Genomic DNA, 21,942 nt, shown 5'->3' on the forward strand with positions numbered 1-21,942 from the left:
GCGGGCTCGGCCCGGCACTTCTCGACCCTCGTCCCAACGGCGGGGGTCGACTGCTTTCCTCCTCGCTCGTCCGCGTCTCCGGGAGACCCACCAGCGGGTTGATGGATGTCACCACCCACACCTCCCGCCTTGCCACCTCCACGTCGATAGGGTGGGGTCGAAGCCCACGCAATGACCGCCGGGGGGCTGGTCGCCCCCTCCCGCCGGGACGTGCAGACAGGAGGAGCCGATGGCCAAGGTCGTGCTCGTCACTGGCGTGTCCCGCTACCTGGGGGGCCTCTACGCGCGGCGGCTCAGCGCCGAGCCGGGAATCGAGCGGATCCTGGGCGTCGACGTCATCCCTCCGAGGCACTCCGTCGGCCGGGCCGAGTTCGTCCGGGCCGACATCCGCAACCCGATGATCGGCCGGATCATGAACCAGGCTGCGGTCGACACCGTCGTGCACATGAACGTCATCGCGACCCCCAAGGACACCGGCGGCCGCGTGACGCAGAAGGAGATCAACGTCATCGGCACCATGCAGCTGCTCGCTGCCTGCCAGAAGTCGTCCACCGTCCAGCGGCTCGTCGTCAAGTCGTCCTCGGCCATCTACGGCTCGTCCGCACGGGATCCGGCGATGTTCGCCGAGGACATGAACGCCAAGTCGACGCCGCGCACGGGCTTCGGCAAGGACTCCATCGAGGTGGAGGGATACGTTCGGGGCTTCTCCCGGCGGCGGCCCGACGTCGAGATCACGATGTTGCGCCTGGCCAACGTCATCGGCCCCCAGATCCAGACGGCGGTCACCGACTACTTCAGCCTCCCAGTGATCCCCGTCCCGCTCGGCTTCGACGCCCGGCTCCAGTTCCTCCACGAGGAGGACGCGATCGCTGCGATGGTCACGGCCACGACCGGGCCCTCGGCAGGCATCGTCAACGTCGCCGGCGACGGCTTCGTCACGCTCCTGCAGTGCCTCGCCATCGTCCGGCGGCCGGTCCTTCCGGTCCCGATGATGACGGCCGGTGTCATCGGCAACCTCGTCAAGCGGAGCGGCCTGGCTGACTTCTCCCCGGACCAGGTCGCCTTCCTCGCCTTCGGCCGCGGGCTGGACACGACGCGGATGCGCAAGGTCCTGTCCTTCGAGCCGCAGTACACGACCCGGCAGACCTTCGAGAGCTTCGCGGGCAGCCTCCACTCCGTCGTGCCCGGCGTCGACGACGTCAGCGACGCGGTCACTGGCGCGGTCAGTGGCGCTGCGGGCAGTGGAGCCGCCGCCCTCGCCCGGGTGTTCGAGAGGCTCTACCCGTGACCGCGAACAACGACGCGACGACCCCGGGCAGGAACCGCGCCCGGGCCGCCACCGAGGCTGGCAAGGCCCGCGCGAGCAAGCCGGCCGCGACCGAGGCCGCGCCGGAGGACTCCGCTGCGAAGCCGCCAGGCACCGAGCCGCCACGCACGAAGCCCCCACGTGCCGGTGCGAAGCGCTCGCCCCGCACCAACTCGAGGGCGGCGGCGACCGTCGACAAGGCCAGGAGCGCCCCCACCAGGTCGGACGGGACCGTCGCCGGACCCTCCGCGGATCCCACCGCGAGCGCTGAGGCGGTCCGCCCCGTGCCTGCTTCCCGGACCGCCTTCGCCGCAGGGGCCGCGCGGGCCTCCGGCGAACGGCGTCGCCGGTCGGGCACCCCCCTGATCTCGGCTGCGGAGCCGGTGGAGCTCAGTGCCGCCCGACGGGACGCGACGGCAGGCCCCGTGGCCCGAGGCGAAAGTGTTGCCGAGCAGAGCTCGACCGTGGAGGCGAGCACCGGCGCGCCTCCCGCGCGGAGGCGCCCGCCCCGCAAGGCGATCCGGGAGCGCCGCGAGCTGCGAGCGCGCGAGCGGGCTCTGCGCCCCGTGCCGTCCCCAGCTCCGCCGGACGAGCAGGTCGCGCTGCCCGCCGAGCCAGCTCAGCGGCATACGGACACCTCGGCGGAGCCCAGAGGGGGAGGTGCGGGTCTGGCCGCCGGTCTCCAGACGACGGCTGAGCGGCTGGTCGGCGCGGTCCTCGAGGCCGCCGAGTTCTCCTCCGAGGCCCGCCCCGGCCCCGCCGAGCTCGTCGAGCTCGCCGTCAACCTGCTGCGCGCGGCGGCGACCGCGGCCGGGGTCCCCGCCGAGGACGTCGAGCGCCAGGTCGCGGAGACGCTCGCCTACGTGCGGCGCCGGTTGACGGGTGACTACGCGGTCGACGAGTTCGGCTTCGACGAGGACTACACCGTCCATGTCCACCTGCCGATCCTGCGCCCGCTCTACACCTCGTGGTTCCGGGTGGAGGTCAAGGGGATCGAGAACATCCCTGCCACGGGCGGGGCGCTCGTCGTCGCGAACCACTCGGGCACGGTGGCGCTGGACGCCATGATGACTCAGGTCGCCGTCTACGACGAGCACCCCAACCGACGGCACCTGCGCATGTTGGGGGCGGACCTGGTCTTCCAGACACCGTTCGTCGGGCCCATCGCCCGCCGCTCCGGTTCGACGCTCGCCGCAAACACGGACGCCGAGCGCCTCCTGTCCGACGGGCACCTCGTCGGTGTCTGGCCCGAAGGCTTCAAGGGCGTGGGCAAGCCGTTCAGCGAGCGCTACAAGCTCCAGCGGTTCGGCCGAGGGGGCTTCGTGTCCGCCGCCCTGCGCGCCGGTGTGCCGATCGTGCCGTGCTCCATCGTGGGCGCTGAGGAGATCTACCCGATGATCGGCAACATGCCGACGCTGGCCCGGCTCCTCGGGTTGCCCTATGTCCCGATCACCCCGACCTTCCCGTGGCTCGGGCCGCTCGGGGCGATCCCCCTGCCGAGCAAGTGGCTCATCGAGTTCGGGCCGCCGATCGAGACGACGACGCTCGGCCCGGAGGCCGCAGACGACCCCATGCTCGTGTTCGACCTCACCGACCAGGTGCGAGAGACCATCCAGCAGACTCTGTACAGCCTGCTCATGCAGCGGCGGTCGGTGTTCATCTGACCGGCGCTGACGCCTGGTCAGGGGAGGGTGGGCTCGAGTCCCGCTGAGAGGGTCGGCGCTGAGAGGGCCGGCGCTGAGAGGGTCGGCGCCGGCAGTGTCGCCCCGGGCAGGGTGACGCCGCCACCGCCGACGGCCACGGTCGACGACACGGACAGCGAGGGAAGGTTGACCGTCGCGCTCGGGAGGGTGACGCCGCCGCCACCGACGCTCACGTCGCTCGGCGTGATGCCGGCCCCGGGCAGGCCCACGGTCGCGGAACCGATCGTGACGGCCGGCGGCGCCACCTCGACCCCCGGCACGGCGTCGGTCGCCGAGGGCCCGGGGACCGTGGGGACCGGTGCAGGGAACGTGGCGCCCGTGGGCGAGGGGGTCGGCAGGCTCTGGTCCGGGGAGGCCGTCGCGGCAGTGGAGCGCGCGAGCAGGAGGTCCAGCGACTCCCGGGCGGCTGCCGCCCGCTCGCCGCACACCGAGCAGGAGGCGAGCTCGCGGAGCGCCTCGAGCTCACCCTGGGCGAGCAGGTCGTGCAGCCGTTGCCAGGCGGGAAGCGCGGCTTCCGGAACCTCGGGACGCATCGCCTCGACCTGTGGCAGCGCTCGGGTGACGAAGTCGGCGAGCTCGGTCAGGGCCACCGCCCGCCGCTCGCTCCGGTAGGTCTCGAGCAGGAGGGACTGGGCGGTCCTCGTCGAGCCTGCGGCGGCGTCGAAGGCGACCGTGAGGTCTGCCGGGTCGGGGTCGCCGCGGTCGATCAGGTCACGGGCCTCGCCGACGTGCTGCTCGGCCTGGGCCAGGTGGGTCAGGCCGACCTCGAGGGGTCCGTCGGCGAGCTGTACGGCAGCGCGGTCGAGGACCTGTTTGATGGGGTAGAGGAGGTCACCCGGGGCGGTCTGTCTCGAGATGACCCCCAGCCCGCCGGCCAGCAGGATGACCGCGGCCGCAGCGGCCGCCAGCTGGCGGATCGGCCGGGGGAGGTGCAGCACCGAGACCGGCGCACCCACGCCGCCGTCCGCCTCGCTCGGCTCGGCCTCGCCGGCCTCGTTGCCCGCCGCGATCGGATGCGACTCGGACAGGAGGCGGGCCCGCAGGTCCGTGATGAACTCGTCGCGCGGTGCGAGCCCAGCCCGCTCGAGGGACGAGACCGCGTGGAGCACGGTGACGAGCTCCACGATGCCCGGGCGGTCGACCGCTTCCCCGTCGAGGGCGCGCTGGAGGAGGTCGGCGTCCGTGCCGGGGCCGAGGTCCATGCGCTCCTCCAGGTCTGGTCGCTGTTGTCGGGGTCGGGGTCGTGGTGGTGGTGGTGGTGAGGGTGGGAGCAGGGGTGGGGGGTGCGGTGAGGGTCGGGCTCCGCCGTCGCGGGCAGCGGCGCTCGGGAAACGAGGCCGGGTGCCCCGGGGTTACGCGGTCACAGCTCCACTCCTTCCAGGGACTTGCGCAGTGCTCGTGTGGCGCGCAGCTGCAGCTGCTTGACGGCGCCCTCGGACTTGCCCAGCACCGTGGCGGTCTCGGCGAGGTTGAGGCCCTGGAGGAAGCGCAGGGTGATGCACTCGGCCTGTTCGGGGGCGAGCTGCCGGATGGCTGAGACGAGCCGCTCGTCACGGAGGCGGGCGAGGACCTCGGCCTCGGGGGCCTCGACGTGCTCGTCGGCGTCGCGCATGTCAGCGGTCGTCACCTCGAAGCGGAACCGGGCGGACTTGACGTGGTCGGCGATGAGGTTGCGGGCGATGGTGACGAACCACGCGGCGATGTCGCGGCCCTGCCAGGTGAAGCCGTCGATCCGTCGCATGGCCCGGATGAAGGTCTCGGACGTGAGGTCCTCGGCGAGGGGCCGGTTGCCGACCCGGACGAGGACGTAGCGGAAGACGAGGTCGACGTAGGCGTCGTACAGCTGGGCGAAGGCTTCTCGGTCACCGTCCTGGGCGAGCCGCACGAGGGCCTCGGTCCGCGCCTGGACAGCCTCGTCCCGGGCGCCGCGTCCGGCAGACCCACCGACCCTCCGCCCCGCCGGGGCGGAGCCGGCCAGCTCCCCGGACCTCGGGGCACCGCCCCAACCGGCCCCGAGGGAGCCACTCGTGCCGTCCCCCTCGACGGCGGCCCAGAGGTGGTCCAGGGCGGTGCGCCACGAGGGCAGCCACGTCGTCGCCGCTCCCCGGGCAGCCAGCAGCGCCGCGGCCGGTGCGACCGCCGCGGGGCTGGGATGGCGGAGGTGCGCCATCAGGGGGCCGTGCATCCCGACAGTGTCGCCGACCTGTCAACCCCCCGGGCCCGGTCGCCGAGTCCGGATGCGGGGTCAGCGCACGGTGCCGGAGCCCGGTTGCACGTCACGGGGATGCGGTCGCAGGACGAAGCCGAGGCCGATCATGCCGAGGCCGAGGAGCAGGTGCAGCCAGTCATCCGCTGCGTTGACCGGGATGACGTTGGCAGCGGACTCCTTGTCGATGACCCAGCCGTAGACGGTCAGCACGAGGTAGACGATGCCACCACCGATGAGGAAGTTGCGGGCGCCGGAGACCGTCCGTGACACGGTCCATCCCACGACCCCGAACAGCAGGTGGACGATGTTGTGCAGGATCGACACCTGGAACACGCCGAGGAGCATGGCCTCGGACTCGTGGCCCGCGAACGTCAGGGTGTCGTAGCCCGTCGTGATGCCGGGGATGAAGCCGAGCACTCCGACGAGCAGGAAGACGATGGACACCGCTTTCGCGGCGGTCTTCACCGCGGTCCGGCTGTGGACGCCCTCGACTGATCGGTGGGCACCCGGTCGGCGCCTCACCTCGCCAGAGTTGCTGGTCATGGTTCCTCCCTGGATGAGTTCCATGGACGCATCTGCCCCGGGCGGCCCGATCCCAAACAGGGCGTATGCCGCTGAGCTCGCTCCCGTCGGGCCGGCGGCTCTGTCCCCTCCCGCCCTTCTGGGTCGGATGACCCGTCATCGCGGGCCTTTTGGGGGGCATCCCTGAGGGGTAGCGTTTCGTTGAGACGCTCGAGGAGACGAGCCCCAGACAACTCGGGACAAACTCGTGACGACTGGTGACGCACTCGTGGGAGGCACCGATGCAGCTCGACTGGCTCAAACCGCTCGCGGACCTCGAAGGGCCCTTCGCCTGCGCGACGATCGACGCGAGCAACCTCGACCCGACCAGTCGGAGCCATCGACTGGCCTCGTGGGGCTCGGCTCGCCGCGAGCTCGAGCGGTCGGGTGCCGACGAGGCGACGCTGGCGGTCCTGGAGGAGGCGATGACCGGGGGCGCCAACGGCGTCGGCGAGCGCACGCACGTCGCCTGCGCCAGCAACGGCAGTCTCGTGCTCGACATGGGTCTCGACGGACGGCCGCGTCGGGAAGCGTCGTCGTTCGGCGCCGTGCCGAGGCTCATGGACGTCGTCCGGGGCCTTGACGGCAAGGAGACCTACGCGGTGGTGAAGCTCGACCGCGAGGGCGCGGACATCGAGGTGATCGACCCGACGGGTGCCCTCGTCTCGGCAACGGACGTGACGGGCGACCACGACGAGCTGCGCAAGGTGGCCGCCGGGGGCGCGTCGCAGCGGAGGTTCCAGGCGCGCGCCGAGGACTCCTGGAAGCACAATGCGACCCAGGTCGCGGCGGAGCTCGACCGCCTCGTCCGCAGGGTCCGTCCCGGCGTGGTCTTCCTCGAGGGCGAGGAGCACATGACCTCGTACCTCGTCGAGCAGGCGCCCGGCATGCTGGGCGACCGGATCGTCCGGCTCGGCACCGGTGGTCGGGCGGCGGGGACGTCGGAGGCCGCCGAGGTGGCGGCCCGCGAGCGGGAGCTCGCACGACGTCGCGCAGAGCGGGACGCGCAGCTCGTCGAGCGCTTCGGGGACGCGACCGGCGCGGGGTCGGCCGTCGAGGGGTGGGAGGCCGTGCAGGCGGCGATCGCGAAGGCGCAGGTGGCACACGTGCTGCTCTGCCCCGACGCCTGGGACGACGAGGGCCAGCCGGAGCGGGGCACCGGCGGCGGCCAGGAGCTGCGGCAGAGCCCGAGCGAGCAGCCGAGGCAGGACCACGACCAGGACGCGCTCCTGTGGGCGCTCGCCACAGTGGGTGCCGAGCTGTCCCTGATCGCCCAGCCGTTCGAGGCCAAGGACGGCATCGGGGCCATCCTGCGCTGGAACGACGGCTCTGTGCGCCCGGCTTAGCATGGGGCCATGCACGGACCCGAGCCCCGCGTCACACTGATCGGCCGACCCGGCTGCCACCTCTGCGACGAGGCCAAGGTGGTCATCGAGCGGGTCACGTCGGAGCTGGGAGTCGCGTGGGAGGAGCGCTCCATCGACGACGATGCCGAGCTGCGCTCGGCGTATGCCGAGCAGATCCCCGTCACCCTGGTCGACGGGCGGCGCCACGACTTCTGGCGTGTCGACGAGGCGCGGCTGCGCGCCGCGCTCGAGTCGTAGCCCGCCCTGGACCGCTGGGAAGGCCGCGGACGGGCTGGGAGGGCGCGGACCGGCCCAGCGCCACGCAGCACCCCGGAGGCGGTTTGTCCATGTGGCGGAGGTAATGGTCGTTCACTTTGTGCATGGGTTCACAAACGTCTAGCCTGAACAGGTACCCACGTGCTCCGCGTTCGTGGCCTCCCGGGCACAGCCCCAGGTCCGACCGCCTCAGATGAGAGGAGCCGGTGACCAAGCGTGTCGGCCGACCCAGCAGTGCGTCGCGAGATCCCCGACGCCACCGTCGCGCGGCTCCCTGAGTACCTGCGAACCCTCTCCCGACTGGCGGAGGAGGGAGTCCTGTCGGTGTCGTCCGAGGAGCTCTCGGCTGCGGTCGGGGTGCGCTCGGCCCAGCTGCGCAAGGACCTCAGCCACCTCGGTTCCTACGGCGTCCGGGGCGTCGGCTACGAGGTGGAGACCCTGGCCCTCGAGATCTCACGCGCCCTCGGGCTGACCCAGGACTGGCCGGTGGCCATCGTCGGGATGGGTAATCTCGGTCACGCCCTCGCCTCCTACTCCGGCTTCGTGACGAAGGGCTTCCGCATCGTCGCGCTCTTCGACGACGACCCGTCGCTCCAGGGCGAGGTGGTGCAGGGGGTAGCGATCCGACCGTTCCGCGAGCTGCCGTTGCGCCACTCCGCCGACCCCATCGCCATCGGGGTCATCGCGACGCCGGCAATGGCGGCCCAGTCGGTCTGCGACCGCCTCGTCGACGTCGGCGTCAAGTCCATCCTCAACTTCGCCCCTGCCGTCCTCTCGGTGCCGGAGGACGTCGACGTCCGCCGGGTCGACCTGTCCACCGAGCTGCAGATCCTCGCCTTCCACGCCCAGCAGAAGGTGCTCGCCGACGGCGGCCTGCAGGCGGTCGGAGCGGCTCGGGCCCTCGACGGTCGCACGGCGACGGAAACGGCGGTCGCGACATGAGCCTGCTGGTCATCGGCCTGTCCCACCACACTGCGCCCCTCTCCGTGCTCGAGGGTCTCGCCGAGTCGCCGGACCGCGCCCACGACATCGCCACCGCGATCCTCTCGTCGGCGACCGCCACCGAGGTCGTCGTGGTGTCCACGTGCAACCGCCTCGAGGTCTACGCAGAGGTGCCCGCGTTCCACCCCGCCGTCGCGGCCATCGGAGAGGCGCTCGCCATGGCGGCGGGCACCCGCCCGGAGGGCCTGCCCTGCGGCATGGACGTCCATCCCACCGACCCGGCCGAGGAGCTCGCCGTCCGGGCCGAGGGCATCGCCGACCACCTCTACGTCCGCTACGACGACGGGGCCGTGGCCCACACGTTCACCGTCGCGTGCGGGCTCGACTCGATGGCCGTCGGGGAGGCCCAGATCCTCGGCCAGATGCGTGACGCCCTCGCCCTGGCCCAGCAGACCGGACGGGCCGGGGAGTCGCTCAACTCCCTCTTCCAGCACGCCCTGCGGGTCGGCAAGCGGGCCCACTCCGAGACCGACATCGACCAGCACTCGCTGTCCTTGGTGCAGATGGGCCTCGAGGAGGCCGAGAAGGTCCTCGGCGACCTGCGCAGCCGCCGCGCCGCCGTCATCGGTGCGGGAGCCATGAGCGGGCTCGCCGTGGCCACGGCGTCGCGCTCGGGCCTCACCGACCTCACCGTGGTCAACCGGACGCCGGCGCGAGCCGAGCGGCTCGCCGACTCGGTGGGTGGGCGCGCCCGGCCCTGGGCGGCGCTCGACGACGTCATCGCCGAGAGCGACCTCGTCATCACCTGCACCGGCGCCGTGGGGCACGTGATCACCGAGGACCTGCTGGTGCGCACCGTCACGGCTCGGGACGGCCGCCCGCAGGTGTTCATCGACCTCGCCCTGCCCCGAGACGTCGCACCGACCGACACCTGGGCCCAGGATTTGCCCGGCGTTCGGGTCATCGACCTCGAGGAGCTCGGCGAGCGACTCGCCGGCCGTGCCGACCTCCAGCAGGTCGACCGAGTCGGTGAGCTCGTCACCGCCGAGGTCGCCGAGTACCTCACCCGCCGGCTCGAGAAGAGGGTCGCCCCCACGGTCGCGGCCCTGCGTTCCCGCGCCGCAGCCGTCGTCGCCGCCGAGCTCGACCGGCTCAACCAGCGGCTGCCCGCGCTCGACGAGTCGACCCGCTCGGAGGTCGGTCGCGCCGTCCACCGCATCGTGGAGAAGCTCCTCCACACCCCCACGACGCGCGTCAAGGAGTTCGCTGTCGACGCCAACGGCCCCGACTACGCCGCAGCCCTGCGCGAGCTCTTCGACCTCGAGCCCACCGATGTGGCCAACGTGTCCTCCCCACCCAAGCGAGGTGCCTGATGACGGCTCTGCGGCTCGGCACCCGTCGCTCCGCGCTCGCCACCACCCAGTCCGGGTGGGTGGCCGACCAGCTGCGGGCCGCCGGCCACGACGTCGAGCTCGTCGAGATCACCACGGAGGGTGACGTCTCGGGCGGGTTGCTGACGTCCATCGGCGGCACCGGCGTCTTCGCCGCGGCGATCCGGCAGGCGCTCGCAGACGGGCGAGTCGACGTCGCGGTCCATTCGCTCAAGGACCTGCCCACCGCGCCGGAGCCCGGGCTCGTCGTGGCTGCCGTGCCGGTCCGGGAGGACAGCAGGGACGTCCTCGTCGCCCGGGACGGGCTGACGCTGGGCGAGCTGCCCGTCGGCTCGATCGTCGGCACCGGATCCCCCCGTCGCACAGCGCAGCTCGCTGCGCTCGGCCTCGGCATCGAGATCCGTCCCATCCGTGGCAACGTCGACACCCGACTCCGGCTGGTGAGCTCGGGCCAGGTCGACGCCGTGATCCTGGCCCGAGCCGGTCTGGCGCGGCTCGGCAGGCTCGAGGTCGTGACCGAGGTGCTCGACCCGATCCAGATCCTCCCGGCCCCCGGCCAAGGGGCACTCGCGATCGAGTGCCGCGTCGACCGGCCCGACGTCGTCGAGGCGGTCAGCATCCTCGAGGACGCCGACACCCGCGCGAGCATCACGGCCGAGCGGGCACTCCTCGCCGCGCTGGAGGCCGGTTGCACGGCCCCGGTGGGCGCGCTCGCCGAGGTCGTGGATGGCGAGCAGGGGCTCGAGCTGTCGCTCCGGGCCTTCGCCGGGACCGAGGACGGACGAATCGACTTGCGTCGGTCCCTCACGGGTCGGTATGACGATCCTGAGGCGCTGGGCCGACGACTGGCCCAGATCCTGCTCGAGGACGGCGCCGCCGACCTCGATCGGCCCTCCACCACCGCATCCCGACCCTCGGAGCCAGTTTCGTGACTCGCACACGCCAGCCGTCAGAGCAGACGGCGACGATCCCCACGGTCCCGACCACGCCGGCGCGCGTCGCCTTCGTCGGGTCCGGCCCCGGCGACCCCGGGCTGCTGACGGTGCGTGCTCGCGACCTGCTCGCCGCGGCTGACGTGGTCGTGCTCGACGGGATGATGCGCGAGGACGCCGTCCTGCGGCACACCCGCGAGGACGTGCAGCTCGTCGATGCCGCACACGGCGAGAACGGCCAGGAGCTGACCCACGCCGTGCGGGCCAAGCTCGTCGTCAAGGCCGCCAAGTCAGTGGTCACGGGCGGCCTCGTCGTGCGCCTCATGGATGGCGACCCGGCAACCTTCAACGGCCTCGTCGAGGAGGTGCGTGCCTGCCGCAAGGCCGGCATCACCTATGACGTCGTGCCCGGTGTCTCGGCCGCGACCGCGGTGGCCACGTATGCCGGAGTGCCGCTCACGTCGAAGGGCACCTCGTCGGTCCACGTCCTCAACGCCGACCAGGCCGGCCACGACCTCACCCGCTACTGCACCGACGACGACACTCTCGTCATCCTCGGCTCGCCCCGCTCGATCGGCGACGCGCTGACGGGTCTGCTCGAGTGCGGACGCCCCGCAGAGTCCCAGGTCGCCATCGTCGAACAGGGCACGACGGTCCGGCAGGCCTCGTGGACGACGACGCTCGGCGACGCCGAGGCGGCGCTCGACCGGCTCACCGGAGCGGTCTCGGCGGCGGTTGTCTCGCCCAACGTCGCCATGCGAGACGAGTTCTCGTGGTTCGAGACCAAGCCGCTCTTCGGCTGGAAGGTTCTCGTCCCCCGCACCCAGGCCCAGGCCGGCCCGATGATCGAGCGCCTGGCCGGCTACGGCGCCGTCGCCGACGTCGTGCCGACCATCTCCGTCGAGCCGCCGCGCACCCCGCAGCAGATGGAGAAGGCCGTCCGCGGCCTGGTCACCGGCCGCTACGAGTGGATCGGCTTCACCTCGACGAACGCAGTGCGGGCCGTCCGTGAGCGCTTCGAGGAGCTGGGCCTCGACGCGCGCGCCTTCGCCGGGCTCAAGGTCGCCGCCGTCGGTGGCGTCACCGCCGAAGCCCTGCGGGACTGGGGCATCAACCCCGACCTCGTCCCGGTCGGCGAGCAGTCCGCCGCAGGCCTGCTCGAGGTCTGGCCCGAGTTCGACGAGGTCCTCGATCCCATCAACCGCGTCCTGCTGCCACGGGCCGACATCGCCACCGAGACCCTGGTCGCCGGGCTGCGCGACATCGGCTGGGAGGTCGACGACGTCACGGCCTACCGCACGGTCCGGGCAGCTCCTCCGGCCCAGCACGTGCGTGATGCGATCAAGGGCGGGGACTACGACGCGGTCCTCTTCACGTCGAGCTCGACAGTGCGCAACCTCGTCGGCATCGCCGGCAAGCCGCACCCCGCGACCGTCGTCGCGTGCATCGGGCCCGCCACGGCCAAGACCGCCGAGGAGCACGGACTGCGCGTCGATGTCCTCGCACCCGAAGCCTCTGCCCTCAGTCTCGTCGACGCTCTCGCGGGCCATGGTGTCGGTCTCGCGGTGGCGGCCACCGAGACCGGCCAGCCCCTCCAGCGACCCAGCGACAAGCGCCCGGCCTCCCGGCGCCGAGCCCGCTGACGGCGTCAGGAGCCCCACGGTGATCGAGCGACCACGGCGGCTGCGACAGACCGCTGCACTGCGGGCCATGGTCGCGGAGACCCGCCTGCACCCCAAGGACCTCGTCCTGCCTGCCTTCGTCGCCGAGGGCGCGGACTCCCCCCGGCCGATCGCCAGCATGCCCGGCGTCGTCCAGCACACCCTGGACAGCCTCGTCGGTGAGGCTCGGCGGGCGGTCGACGCCGGCGTTGGCGGGATCATGCTCTTCGGCGTGCCGACCACGAAGGATGCCCGCGGCTCGGGCGGGACCGAGCCCAGCGGCATACTCAACGTCGCGCTCGAGCAGGTCCGCGCGGCCGTCGGGGACGACCTGGTCGTCATGGCGGACACGTGCCTCGACGAGTTCACCGACCACGGGCACTGCGGCGTCCTCGACGACCGCGGCCGCGTCGACAACGACGCCACACTGGAGATCTACGCGGAGATGGCCGTCGCCCAGGCCCGCGCCGGCGCCCACGTCGTGGGCCCCTCCGGAATGATGGACGGCCAGGTCGCCGCGATCCGCGAGGCGCTCGACGAGGCGGGACTCACCGACACCGTCATCCTCGCCTACGCCGCGAAGTACGCCTCGGCCTTCTACGGCCCCTTCCGCGACGCCGTCCAGTCGAGCCTGGAGGGCGACCGCCGGACCTACCAGCAGGACCCCGCCAACGTCATCGAGTCGCTCCGCGAGATCGACCTCGACCTCGCCGAAGGTGCTGACCTCGTCATGGTCAAGCCGGCCATGTCCTACCTCGACGTCGTCGCCGCAGCCGCCGAGCGGGCTTCGGTTCCCGTGGCGGCCTACCAGGTGTCGGGGGAGTACTCCATGATCTCCGCGGCCGCGGCCAACGGCTGGATCGACCGGCGGGCGGCCGCGCTCGAGTCGTTGGTGTCCATCCGCAGGGCCGGCGCCCAGGTCGTCCTGACCTACTTCGCCCTCGATGCCGCGGACTGGATCGGCTGAGCGGCCGGACCACGTGCGACGGGCGCTGCGGGGATTCGGTAGCCTCCTTACCGCACGTCATGACCTGTGCAGCGGACCATGCCAACTAGGATCGGCTCAGCCGAGCAGTCCCGGCGTGCTCCTATCTGGTCGAAGGGGGTGATCGAGGCGATGTCCGAGAGCGACGGCGTGGCATGGCTCACCGAGCCCGAGCAGCGGTCCTGGCGGGCGATCCTCCGCGGGACGCGACTGTTGGAGACGGCCCTCGACGACGCCCTGCACGACTCGGGGCTGCAGCTGAGCGAGTACGAGATCATCTCCATGCTCTCCGAGAGCCCCTCGCACCGCCTGCGGATGTCCGAGCTGGCCGCGATGGTCGTCCAGTCGCGCAGCCGGCTGACGCACACGGCCAAGCGCCTCGAGGCGCGCGGGTGGGTCGCTCGCGAGCAGTGCCTCGGCGACCGCCGCGGCGTCGAGCTCGTCCTCACGCCGATCGGTCTCGACGCCGTGCAGGAGATCGCCAAGGTCCACGTGCAGAGCGTCCGCGACAACCTCGTCGACATCATGACCCCTGAGCAGTTCCAGGCGATCGGCGACGCGATGGCCATCGTCCGTGACCACCTCGACCCCCTCGGGCTCACCGACGCCTGACCCGCCCTGAGGTCCGTGGACGGGCGCTGGGACAATGACGCCATGACTTCACGCGCGGTGTCCGGTCCGGGTTCGGCGACAGGCGAGGGGCTCGCGGCATCAGCGGCGCTCCTGGCCAGGGCGAGCGCGGTGATCCCCGGCGGCGTCAACTCTCCTGTGCGGGCCTTCCGCGCCGTCGGCGGGACGCCGAGGTTCATGGCGTCCGGCCGGGGCGCGTGGCTCACCGACGTCGACGGGAACCGCTACGTCGACCTCATCTGCTCCTGGGGCCCGATGATCCTGGGCCACGCCGACCCCGACGTGCTCCGGGCGGTCGAGGAGACCGCCGCCCGGGGCTTCTCCTTCGGCACCCCCTCCGAGAACGAGGTGGCGCTCGCCGAGGAGATCGTCGACCGCATCGAGCCCGTCGACCAGGTCCGCCTCGTCAACAGCGGCACCGAGGCCACGATGTCGGCGATCCGCCTCGCCCGTGGCTACACGCAGCGCGACGTCATCGTCAAGTTCTCCGGCTGCTACCACGGCCACGTCGACGCCCTGCTCGCCTCGGCTGGTTCCGGAGTCGCCACCTTCGCCCTGCCCGACTCGGCCGGCGTGCCGCGGTCGAGCGCCGCCGAGACCATCGTCCTGCCCTACAACGACCTCGCCGCCGTCGAGGCGGCGTTCGCGGAGCGGGGGTCGGAGATCGCCGCGGTCATCACCGAGGCGGCGCCGGGCAACATGGGGGTCGTGCCGCCCGCCCCGGGATTCACCGAGGGCCTGCGCCGGGTGACCCGGGAGCACGGGGCGTTGCTGATCAGCGACGAGGTGATGACGGGCTTCCGCTGCTCCCGTTCGGGCTTCTACGGGGTCGAGGGGCCGTATGCCGCCGGGCCGGCCGACCTGTTCACCTTCGGCAAGGTCATGGGAGGCGGCTTCCCGACCGCCGCCTTCGGCGGACGGGCCGAGGTGATGGCCCTGCTCGCACCGGGCGGCCCCGTCTACCAGGCCGGCACCCTGTCCGGTAACCCCGTCGCGTCGGCAGCGGGGCTGGCCACGCTCCGCGGCTGCACCGACGACGTCTACGCACGGCTCGACGCCGCGGCCCGGGCGATCGCCGACGCCGCGTCCGAGGCGCTCACCGCGGCCTCGGTCCCGCACACCGTCCAGTGGGCGGGGTCGATGTTCTCGATCTTCTTCCGCGAGGGCCCGGTCCGGAACTACGACGAGGCGAAGGGGCAGGACGTCGACGCCTTCCGGCGCTTCTTCCACGCGATGCTCGACCGTGGCGTCCACCTGCCGCCCAGCTCGTTCGAGGCCTGGTTCGTGTCCGCGGCCCACGACGACGACGCCGTGGCGCACGTCCTCGCGGCCCTCCCGCACGCGGCGCGGGCGGCGGCGACCCCGGACTGATCGGGTGTCACGCTCCGCGAACACCGAACACCGAACACCGAACACCGATTCGGACGTTGGCGCTGCGTTTGAGAGACTGGGGGCCATGACCGCCCGGCCCGCAGACTCGACAGCGCCCGCGCCGACGCGCACGGTGGTGCACCTGATGCGGCACGGCGAGGTGCACAACCCTGAGCGCGTGCTCTACGGCCGGCTCGAGGGCTATCACCTGTCCGACCTCGGGCGGGAGATGGCAGAGCTCGTCGCGCGCCACCTCGAGCCCAACGACATCACTGTGGTCGTCGCGTCGCCGCTCGAGCGGGCCCAGCAGACGGCGGCGCCGATAGCGGCCTCGCACCACGTCCAGGTCCGCACCGATCCGCGGGTGCTCGAGTCGACGAACTACTTCGAGGGCCGGCAGGTCACCACCAAGGACCTGCTCCACCCCAGCCACTGGCACATGCTGCGCAACCCGCTCAAGCCGTCGTGGGGCGAGGCCTACGACCTCGTCGCGGCCCGCATGCTCGCGGCCATCGAGGACACCCGGCGGGCGGCGGCCGGGCACGAGGCCGTCATCGTCTCCCACCAGCTGCCGATCTGGACGGTGCGCAACCAGCTCGAGGGCCGGCGCCTCTGGCACGACCCGCGCCGGCGCGAGTGCACCCTCGCCTCGCTCACGTCACTGACCTACGAGGACGGCGAGCTCGAGTCGGTCAGCTACTCGGAGCCGGCTGCCTCGCTGCTCCACCGGGCCAGCAAGAGCGTGGGCGCCTGATGCGGCAGCCCGACCGACGCTCCGCCCTGCGGTGGGGGGCCATCGCCCTCGCGGGCGGCCTGGCGACGTCGCTCGCCGCCTGTTCCGAGGACCCGAGCTCCATCGCCGCCCAGGCCAAGGCCGGCGACCGCAAGAACTACGTCTCCGGCGACGGCACCATCGAGCGCCTCGCCCCCGACAACCGGGGCGCTCCCGTGCGGCTGGAGGGCACGACGCTCGAGGGTGAGCCGTGGTCCATGGGGAGCAGGGCCGGGACCGTCCTCGTCGTCAACGTGTGGGGCTCGTGGTGTCCCCCGTGCATCGCGGAGACCCCCGACCTGCAGCGCGCGTGGGAGCAGGTCCAGGCAGACGGCCTCGATGTCGAGTTCATCGGGCTCGACAAGATGGAGAGCCCGGCGACCGGTCTCGCCTTCCAGAAGGCCAACCGGGTGACCTACCCGTCGCTCGCCTACGACGGTGGCCTGCCCATCCTCGCCCTCCAGGGCAAGGCCACCGCCACGCCGACCACCCTCGTGCTGGACCGAGCCGGCCGCATCGCCGCGCGCGTGTCGGGCCCGGTCACGACGAGCACGCTCACCGCGCTCGTCGACGACGTGCTCGCCGAGGCCTGATGTGAGCAGCACCCTCCCGTGAACGTCGACCTCGCGACAAGCTCGCTCGTCCTCGCCTCCGTCATCGCCCTGGCGGCCGGGCTCGTCTCCTTCGCGTCGCCGTGCGTCCTCCCGCTCGTCCCCGGCTTCCTCGGCTACGTCACCGGCCTGTCCGACGAGTCCCTGGAGCGCCGGTCCCGAGGTCGGCTCGTCCTGGGGGCGCTGCTCTTCGTGCTCGGCTTCACCGTGGTGTTCCTCGTCGCCGCAGCTGCGCTGTCGGCGGTCGGGGTCGCCTTCCGCGAGCACCAGAGCGTCCTCCTGCGCGTCGGTGGGGCCGTCGTCATCGTCATGGGTGTCCTCTTCCTCGGCCTCGGCAAGTCGTATGCCGCTCAGCTCGGTTGGCGTCCCCGTGCCGGCCTGCTCGGGGCTCCGTTGCTCGGCGCCGCCTTCGCCGTGGGGTGGTCCCCGTGCTGGGGGCCGACGCTCGGGGCGATCCAGGCGATGGCGGCCCCCATCTCGGCACAGTCCGGCTCCATCGGCCGTGGTCTCATCCTGGCGACCGTCTACTCGCTCGGACTCGGCCTTCCCTTCATCCTCATGGCGGCCCTCTGGGAGCGGGCCGGTCGGGCCAGCGCCTGGCTGCGACGGCACCACGGCGCCATCCAGGCCTTCGGGGGGCTCATGCTCATCGCCGTCGGGCTGCTCATGGTGACGGGCCTGTGGGAGTCGGTCATCGTCTGGCTCCAGACCAACCTCATCGCGACCTTCCAGGTGGCCCTCTGATGACCGAGCCGACCACCCAGGTCACTGCCGACGAGGAGCGCGCCCGCCGGCATACGGCATCGTCCCGGTCGTCCCTGTCCACGGCGCCGCGCGAGCCGCAGCTGCCCCAGCTGGGTCCCCTCGGCCTGGCGCGCTGGGCCTGGCGGCAGCTGACGAGCATGCGCACCGCGCTCTTCCTCCTCCTGCTCCTGTCCGTCGCTGCCGTCCCGGGCTCGGTGTTCCCGCAACGCACCATCGACGCCGGCCGGGTCGCCGACTACCTCGCCCAGAACCCCACGACCGGGCCGTGGCTCGACCGGCTCGGCTTCTTCGACGTCTACGCCTCGCCATGGTTCTCGGCGATCTACCTGTTGCTCTTCGTCTCGCTCGTCGGCTGCATCCTCCCGCGCAGCCGCCAGCACCTGCGGTCGCTGCGGTCGACGCCGCCGAGGGCGCCGGCCCGTCTGGCCCGGCTTGACGAGCACGTGGAGGTCACCACCTCGCTGCCGCCGGCCGAGGCTCTCGCCGCCGCCCGGACCGCGCTGCGCGCCAAGCGTTTCCGAGTGCACAGCCACGATGCGACCACCCTCAGCGGCGAGTCCGGCTACCTCCGCGAGACCGGCAACCTGCTCTTCCACCTGGCCCTCACCGGCATCATCGTCGGGATGGCCGTCGGCCACCTCTTCGGCTGGCGAGGTGACCTCATCCTGCCCGAGGGCGAGGAGTTCGCCTCGAGCGCGACGACCTACAACACCTTCTCGCCGGGACCGCTCGTCGGCGACGACGCGGTCCCCGGCTTCGTCATGAAGCTCGACGACCTCGACGTCCAGTTCATCGAGACACCCGGACGGTCCTTCGGCACGCCCCGGGAGTTCACCGCCCACGTGACGGTCGCCGACGAGCCGGGCGGGCAGCCCCGAGAGGCCGACATCGCCGTCAACCATCCACTGACCATCGAGGGTGCCGACGTCTTCCTCCTCGGCAACGGCTACACCCCGGTGATCACCGTTCGGGATGCAGCGGGGGAGGTGCTGTACCGCGAGGCGACGCCGTTCCTCGCGCAGGACGGCAACTACCGGTCGGTCGGCGTCGTCAAGGTCCCGTCGGCCAGCCCCAAGCAGCTCGGGTTCACCGGCTTCTTCCTGCCGACGGCCGAGCCGACGTTCACCAACGGCCCGGTCTCACTGTTCCCGGACGCCCAGAACCCTGAGCTCGCCCTGTCGATCTGGGAGGGGACGCTCTTCCCGGGCGGCGCCCCGCAGTCCGTCTACACCCTCAACACCGAGCAGATGACCCAGGTGGCGGGCGCGGACGGCCAGCCGGCCCTGGTGCGACTCAAGCCCGGCCAGACCTACGACCTACCGGACGGCCGCGGGTCGATCACCTTCGAGGAGGTCAAGCGCTTCGCCGGACTGTCGATCCGCACGGACCCAGGGGCCCCGATCAGCCTCGTCAGCGCCCTCCTCGCCACCCTCGGCCTCATCCTCGGGCTGACCATCAAGCGCCGCCGCGTCTTCGTGCGGGTCCGCCACGTTCCTGCCCAGGCGGGCCCCGGTCAAAGCGCTACCGTGGTCACCGTCGGTGGCCTCTCCAAGGACTCCGACCCCGGGCTCGCCGCCATCGTGCAGTCGATCGGGGCAGCCGTGCACGACCCCGAGCCAGAACGGACAGACCGCTCGTGACACCCACCTTCGCCGCCCCAGCTGCCTCCGCGAACCTCACGCTCGCGAGCAACGCCAACATGGCGCTCTACGCGTCGATGATCGTCTACACGCTCGCCATGCTGATGTTCACCTGGCACCTCGCAGCCCGATCGGCCCAGATGGCCCCTGCGCGTGCCGTCGACCGCGAGGCGGTGCTCGTCGGCTCCGCCGGCGAAGGCCCCGCCTCCCCGGGGTCCGCGGCCTCGCCGGCCTCGCCGGCCTCGCCGGCCGGCCCGGCCGGCCCATCGGCGTTCCACGAGAGCGCTGCCTCGTCGCAGCGGGGAAACATCGCCCTCATGCTCACCTACCTCGCGACGGCCCTGCTCGTCGCCTCGGTGGTGCTGCGCGGCTTCGCGGTGGGGCGGCCGCCGTGGGGCAACATGTTCGAGTTCGCCACCGCGGCCGCCGCTGCCGTCGGGCTGACCTACTCGGTCCTGGCCAAGCGCAACAGCTGGCAGTGGCTCGGCGTGTTCGTCGTGACGCCGGTGCTGCTCGTCCTCGGCCTGTCCCTGGCCGTGCTCTACACCGAGGCCGGCGAGCTGATGCCGGCGCTCAAGTCGTACTGGCTGGCCATCCACGTCGGTGTCGCGTTCCTCGCCGTGGCGTTCTTCACGCTGGGCGCGGCGATCGGGGCGTTGTACCTGATCCGCTTGCGCCGTGAGGAGAAGCCTCCGGCCCAGCCGGGTTTCATCGAGTCACTGCCGACCTCAGCCGCGCTCGAGCGGACCGCCTACAGCCTCAACATGGTGGCGTTCATCCTCTGGACCTTCACCCTCATCGCGGGCTCGATCTGGGCGAAGCAGGCCTGGGGCGCCTACTGGCAGTGGGACCCGAAGGAGGTCTGGACCTTCGTCATCTGGACCGTCTACGCCGCCTACATGCACGGGCGTGCGACGGCCGGCATGGACCTGCGCAAGTCGACCGCCATCGCGCTGGCCGGCTTCGCCTGCGTCATCATCAACTTCACGCTCGTCAACCTCGTGACGACCTTCGTCGGCATGCACAACTACTCGGGGATGTGACCCGTGGTCCGTTACACCATTCTTCGGCTGCTCATCTTCTTCGGGGTCCTGATGACCGTGTGGCTCGTCGGCATCCGGAACAACCCGGTCCTGCTCGTCGGGCTCTCCGCGGTGCTGTCCGCGGCCATCGCCTATGCGTTGTTGCGCGGCATGCGTGACGAGATGACCGCCAAGCTGATGGAGAAGCACGAGGCCAAGCTGCAGGCCAAGCAGGAGGGTCGCGCCACGGCCGACGCTTGGTCCGCCGACGCGGCCGCCGAGGACGCCGAGGTCGAGGGGGCCGGTGAGAGCAACGGAGCCAACGGAGCCGGCGGCACCGGCGCCACCGGCGCGACGGGCGAGCCCGGCACCGCGCGCTGAACCCTCCCCCACTCGAGTGGCCCCGCAGTCCCCACCCAGCGGCGAGCGTTTCCACTCGAGTGGCCCCGCAGTCCCCACCCAGCGGCGCGCCTTTCCACTCGAGTGGCCCCGCAGTCCCCACCTGCCCTGTGGACGACGGGGCCACTCGAGGTGGGGACGGTGCGGCCGCCTACGCCGGGGGAGAGGCGGATAGGTCAGGGATAGGTCAGGGATGGGTCAGGAGTGGTGGCCCAGGGCGAGGCCGACCGCCAGGAGGGCCGACCAGGCCAGCTCGAGCACCCCGGTGCCGACGAGGGCCGGGATGAGGTCACGACCGGTCGCGCCGCTGAGGACGGCCCGGGCCGGCCGCGCGACCAGTGGTGCGGCGAGCAGGGCGAGGAGCGCGAAGGGCGACGTCAGCGCCGCCAGTGCCGTCATGACGAACGCCACCCCGATCAGGGCGACGTAGAAGATGCGGGTCCGCCTGTCGCCGAGACGCACGGCCAGGGTGCGCTTGCCCGTGACGGAGTCCGTGGGGATGTCGCGCAGGTTGTTGGCGACGAGGATCGCTGAGGCGATCGCCCCGACGCCGATGGCACCCCACCACCCGGCTGCAGTCAGCGACGTCATCGTCGCCATGGTGCCGAGCGTCGCGACGAGCCCGAAGAAGACGAAGACGAAGACCTCGCCGAGGCCCAGGTAGCCGTAGGGGCGGGAGCCTCCGGTGTAGTACCACGCAGCGAGGATGGCGACCGCACCGACGGGAATCATGACCCACAGCCGGGAGAGGGTGACGAGCGTCAGCCCGAGCACTCCGGCGATCGCGAAGGCGGTGAAGGCGGCCACCTTGACCGACCGGGGCGCGGCGAGGCGCTGCCCGACGAGGCGCACCGGGCCGACTCGGACCTCGTCCGTGCCGCGGACCCCGTCGCTGTAGTCGTTCGCGTAGTTGACGCCGACCTGCAGCGCCAGCGCGACGAGCGCGGCGAGCGCGGCGTAGCCCCAGACGAACTCACCGGTCTGGTAGGCGGCTCCGGCGCCGACGAGGATCGGCGAGATGGCGGCGGGCAGGGTGCGAGGGCGCGCACCTTCGATCCACTGGGCGAGCGTGGCCATGGGTCCTTGTGGGTCGGTGGTGCGGGTCAGGGCTTGGGCTTGCGCAACCGGCGCAGGAAGTCCGGGTCGTCGTCAGGCCCGCGCGGGCCTGGTGCCGAGGGCCTCGGTCGCCGCGGCGCACCACCTCGGGGACCGAGGCCGAGGCCCCGGGAGCCGGGAGTGTCCGAACGGCCGGCGGCGAGCCACATGATGGGGCCGAGGACCGGGATGAGGCAGACGAGCAGCCACACGGGCTTGGGCATGACCCGCATCAGCCTGCCGTCGGTCTGGATGCAGTCGACGAGGGCGTAGATCGTCGCGAAAACCACGAGGGCGACGAGTATCACGCGGGGCACGGGGACTC

At 72.1% G+C, this 21,942-nt stretch carries 22 protein-coding genes; 17 read left to right on the forward strand and 5 right to left on the reverse strand.

What is annotated here, in order from left to right; translation table 11 throughout:
- The first annotated feature begins 229 nt into the window (after window positions 1-229).
- Window positions 230-1,288 (forward strand): NAD-dependent epimerase/dehydratase family protein, encoded by a 1,059-nt coding sequence (locus tag ABWV20_RS03305; protein WP_353353369.1) that lies wholly within the window; start codon window positions 230-232, stop codon window positions 1,286-1,288.
- On the forward strand, window positions 1,285-2,970 hold the full coding sequence (locus tag ABWV20_RS03310) for a lysophospholipid acyltransferase family protein (RefSeq protein WP_353353371.1): 1,686 nt from the start codon (window positions 1,285-1,287) through the stop codon (window positions 2,968-2,970). Before ABWV20_RS03305 ends, ABWV20_RS03310 begins: the two co-directional genes overlap by 4 nt.
- A 17-nt stretch (window positions 2,971-2,987) precedes the next feature.
- Here ABWV20_RS03310 and ABWV20_RS03315 read toward each other — a convergent pair whose 3' ends face one another.
- From ABWV20_RS03315 to ABWV20_RS03325, 3 genes are all read right to left on the reverse strand, one after another.
- Window positions 2,988-4,211 (reverse strand): DUF5667 domain-containing protein, encoded by a 1,224-nt coding sequence (locus ABWV20_RS03315; RefSeq protein WP_353353372.1) that lies wholly within the window; start codon window positions 4,209-4,211, stop codon window positions 2,988-2,990.
- Window positions 4,212-4,369: 158 nt separating this feature from the next.
- The gene (locus ABWV20_RS03320; RefSeq protein WP_353353373.1) at window positions 4,370-5,194 is read right to left on the reverse strand and encodes an RNA polymerase sigma factor; all 825 of its coding nucleotides are present in this window, start codon (window positions 5,192-5,194) and stop codon (window positions 4,370-4,372) included.
- A gap of 60 nt (window positions 5,195-5,254) precedes the next feature.
- Window positions 5,255-5,761 carry a DUF4383 domain-containing protein gene (locus tag ABWV20_RS03325; protein ID WP_353353374.1) on the reverse strand — a complete coding sequence of 169 codons (507 nt, stop codon included), beginning with the start codon at window positions 5,759-5,761 and terminating at the stop codon, window positions 5,255-5,257.
- Between the two features lie 260 nt (window positions 5,762-6,021).
- On the opposite strand from ABWV20_RS03325, the gene ABWV20_RS03330 reads away from it, so the two are divergent.
- The 15 genes from ABWV20_RS03330 to ABWV20_RS03400 all read left to right on the forward strand — a co-directional run bounded on the left by ABWV20_RS03330 (window position 6,022) and on the right by ABWV20_RS03400 (window position 20,504).
- Window positions 6,022-7,125, forward strand: coding sequence for a baeRF2 domain-containing protein (locus tag ABWV20_RS03330; protein ID WP_353353375.1), 1,104 nt, complete (start codon window positions 6,022-6,024; stop codon window positions 7,123-7,125).
- 9 nt (window positions 7,126-7,134) lie between these two features.
- Window positions 7,135-7,383, forward strand: a complete 249-nt coding sequence (locus ABWV20_RS03335) for a glutaredoxin family protein (protein WP_353353376.1) — start codon at window positions 7,135-7,137, stop codon at window positions 7,381-7,383.
- A gap of 234 nt (window positions 7,384-7,617) precedes the next feature.
- A complete protein-coding gene (locus ABWV20_RS03340; protein WP_353353377.1) occupies window positions 7,618-8,343 on the forward strand; it encodes a redox-sensing transcriptional repressor Rex in 726 nt (241 codons plus the stop codon).
- Window positions 8,340-9,716 (forward strand): glutamyl-tRNA reductase, encoded by a 1,377-nt coding sequence (gene hemA / locus ABWV20_RS03345; protein WP_353353378.1) that lies wholly within the window; start codon window positions 8,340-8,342, stop codon window positions 9,714-9,716. Before ABWV20_RS03340 ends, hemA begins: the two co-directional genes overlap by 4 nt.
- Window positions 9,716-10,666, forward strand: a complete 951-nt coding sequence (gene hemC, locus ABWV20_RS03350) for a hydroxymethylbilane synthase (RefSeq protein ID WP_353353379.1) — start codon at window positions 9,716-9,718, stop codon at window positions 10,664-10,666. Before hemA ends, hemC begins: the two co-directional genes overlap by 1 nt.
- On the forward strand, window positions 10,663-12,309 hold the full coding sequence (locus ABWV20_RS03355; protein ID WP_353353380.1) for a bifunctional uroporphyrinogen-III C-methyltransferase/uroporphyrinogen-III synthase: 1,647 nt from the start codon (window positions 10,663-10,665) through the stop codon (window positions 12,307-12,309). The genes hemC and ABWV20_RS03355 overlap by 4 nt, the downstream gene beginning before the upstream one ends.
- A 19-nt stretch (window positions 12,310-12,328) precedes the next feature.
- Window positions 12,329-13,294 (forward strand): porphobilinogen synthase, encoded by a 966-nt coding sequence (gene hemB / locus ABWV20_RS03360; protein WP_353353381.1) that lies wholly within the window; start codon window positions 12,329-12,331, stop codon window positions 13,292-13,294.
- Window positions 13,295-13,444: 150 nt separating this feature from the next.
- Window positions 13,445-13,924, forward strand: a complete 480-nt coding sequence (locus tag ABWV20_RS03365; protein WP_353353383.1) for a MarR family winged helix-turn-helix transcriptional regulator — start codon at window positions 13,445-13,447, stop codon at window positions 13,922-13,924.
- Window positions 13,925-13,966: 42 nt separating this feature from the next.
- Window positions 13,967-15,313, forward strand: a complete 1,347-nt coding sequence (gene hemL, locus ABWV20_RS03370) for a glutamate-1-semialdehyde 2,1-aminomutase (protein WP_353353384.1) — start codon at window positions 13,967-13,969, stop codon at window positions 15,311-15,313.
- Window positions 15,314-15,398: 85 nt separating this feature from the next.
- On the forward strand, window positions 15,399-16,067 hold the full coding sequence (locus ABWV20_RS03375) for a histidine phosphatase family protein (RefSeq protein WP_353353385.1): 669 nt from the start codon (window positions 15,399-15,401) through the stop codon (window positions 16,065-16,067).
- On the forward strand, window positions 16,067-16,678 hold the full coding sequence (locus tag ABWV20_RS03380) for a TlpA family protein disulfide reductase (RefSeq protein ID WP_353353386.1): 612 nt from the start codon (window positions 16,067-16,069) through the stop codon (window positions 16,676-16,678). Before ABWV20_RS03375 ends, ABWV20_RS03380 begins: the two co-directional genes overlap by 1 nt.
- Window positions 16,679-16,696: 18 nt before the next feature.
- Window positions 16,697-17,440 carry a cytochrome c biogenesis CcdA family protein gene (locus ABWV20_RS03385; RefSeq protein WP_353353387.1) on the forward strand — a complete coding sequence of 248 codons (744 nt, stop codon included), beginning with the start codon at window positions 16,697-16,699 and terminating at the stop codon, window positions 17,438-17,440.
- A complete protein-coding gene (resB, locus tag ABWV20_RS03390) occupies window positions 17,440-19,101 on the forward strand; it encodes a cytochrome c biogenesis protein ResB (RefSeq protein WP_353353388.1) in 1,662 nt (553 codons plus the stop codon). Before ABWV20_RS03385 ends, resB begins: the two co-directional genes overlap by 1 nt.
- Window positions 19,098-20,144 (forward strand): c-type cytochrome biogenesis protein CcsB, encoded by a 1,047-nt coding sequence (gene ccsB / locus ABWV20_RS03395; RefSeq protein WP_353353389.1) that lies wholly within the window; start codon window positions 19,098-19,100, stop codon window positions 20,142-20,144. The genes resB and ccsB overlap by 4 nt, the downstream gene beginning before the upstream one ends.
- Window positions 20,145-20,147: 3 nt before the next feature.
- On the forward strand, window positions 20,148-20,504 hold the full coding sequence (locus ABWV20_RS03400; protein ID WP_353353391.1) for a DUF4229 domain-containing protein: 357 nt from the start codon (window positions 20,148-20,150) through the stop codon (window positions 20,502-20,504).
- Between the two features lie 216 nt (window positions 20,505-20,720).
- On the opposite strand, the gene ABWV20_RS03405 is transcribed toward ABWV20_RS03400, so the two are convergent.
- Complete coding sequence (locus tag ABWV20_RS03405) at window positions 20,721-21,599, reverse strand: 1,4-dihydroxy-2-naphthoate polyprenyltransferase (protein WP_353353392.1); 879 nt, start codon at window positions 21,597-21,599, stop codon at window positions 20,721-20,723.
- 26 nt (window positions 21,600-21,625) lie between these two features.
- Entirely contained in the window at window positions 21,626-21,934 is a 309-nt protein-coding gene (locus ABWV20_RS03410) for a PLD nuclease N-terminal domain-containing protein (RefSeq protein ID WP_353353393.1), read from the reverse strand.
- Between the last annotated feature and the right edge of the window lie 8 nt (window positions 21,935-21,942).

This window comes from Intrasporangium sp. DVR (assembly GCF_040365325.1).
GTDB lineage: Bacteria > Actinomycetota > Actinomycetes > Actinomycetales > Dermatophilaceae > Intrasporangium.

Excerpts from the sequence above, each read along its gene's own strand:
- ABWV20_RS03305 (WP_353353369.1), top strand. The coding sequence starts at position 230 with ATGGCCAAGGTCGTGCTCGTCACTGGCGTGTCCCGCTACCTGGGGGGC.
- ABWV20_RS03315 (WP_353353372.1), bottom strand. The coding sequence starts at position 4,211 with ATGGACCTCGGCCCCGGCACGGACGCCGACCTCCTCCAGCGCGCCCTC.
- ABWV20_RS03320 (WP_353353373.1), bottom strand. The coding sequence starts at position 5,194 with ATGCACGGCCCCCTGATGGCGCACCTCCGCCATCCCAGCCCCGCGGCG.
- ABWV20_RS03325 (WP_353353374.1), bottom strand. The coding sequence starts at position 5,761 with ATGACCAGCAACTCTGGCGAGGTGAGGCGCCGACCGGGTGCCCACCGA.
- ABWV20_RS03330 (WP_353353375.1), top strand. The coding sequence starts at position 6,022 with ATGCAGCTCGACTGGCTCAAACCGCTCGCGGACCTCGAAGGGCCCTTC.
- ABWV20_RS03335 (WP_353353376.1), top strand. The coding sequence starts at position 7,135 with ATGCACGGACCCGAGCCCCGCGTCACACTGATCGGCCGACCCGGCTGC.
- hemA (WP_353353378.1), top strand. The coding sequence starts at position 8,340 with ATGAGCCTGCTGGTCATCGGCCTGTCCCACCACACTGCGCCCCTCTCC.
- hemC (WP_353353379.1), top strand. The coding sequence starts at position 9,716 with ATGACGGCTCTGCGGCTCGGCACCCGTCGCTCCGCGCTCGCCACCACC.
- ABWV20_RS03365 (WP_353353383.1), top strand. The coding sequence starts at position 13,445 with ATGTCCGAGAGCGACGGCGTGGCATGGCTCACCGAGCCCGAGCAGCGG.
- hemL (WP_353353384.1), top strand. The coding sequence starts at position 13,967 with ATGACTTCACGCGCGGTGTCCGGTCCGGGTTCGGCGACAGGCGAGGGG.
- ABWV20_RS03375 (WP_353353385.1), top strand. The coding sequence starts at position 15,399 with ATGACCGCCCGGCCCGCAGACTCGACAGCGCCCGCGCCGACGCGCACG.
- ABWV20_RS03380 (WP_353353386.1), top strand. The coding sequence starts at position 16,067 with ATGCGGCAGCCCGACCGACGCTCCGCCCTGCGGTGGGGGGCCATCGCC.
- resB (WP_353353388.1), top strand. The coding sequence starts at position 17,440 with ATGACCGAGCCGACCACCCAGGTCACTGCCGACGAGGAGCGCGCCCGC.
- ABWV20_RS03405 (WP_353353392.1), bottom strand. The coding sequence starts at position 21,599 with ATGGCCACGCTCGCCCAGTGGATCGAAGGTGCGCGCCCTCGCACCCTG.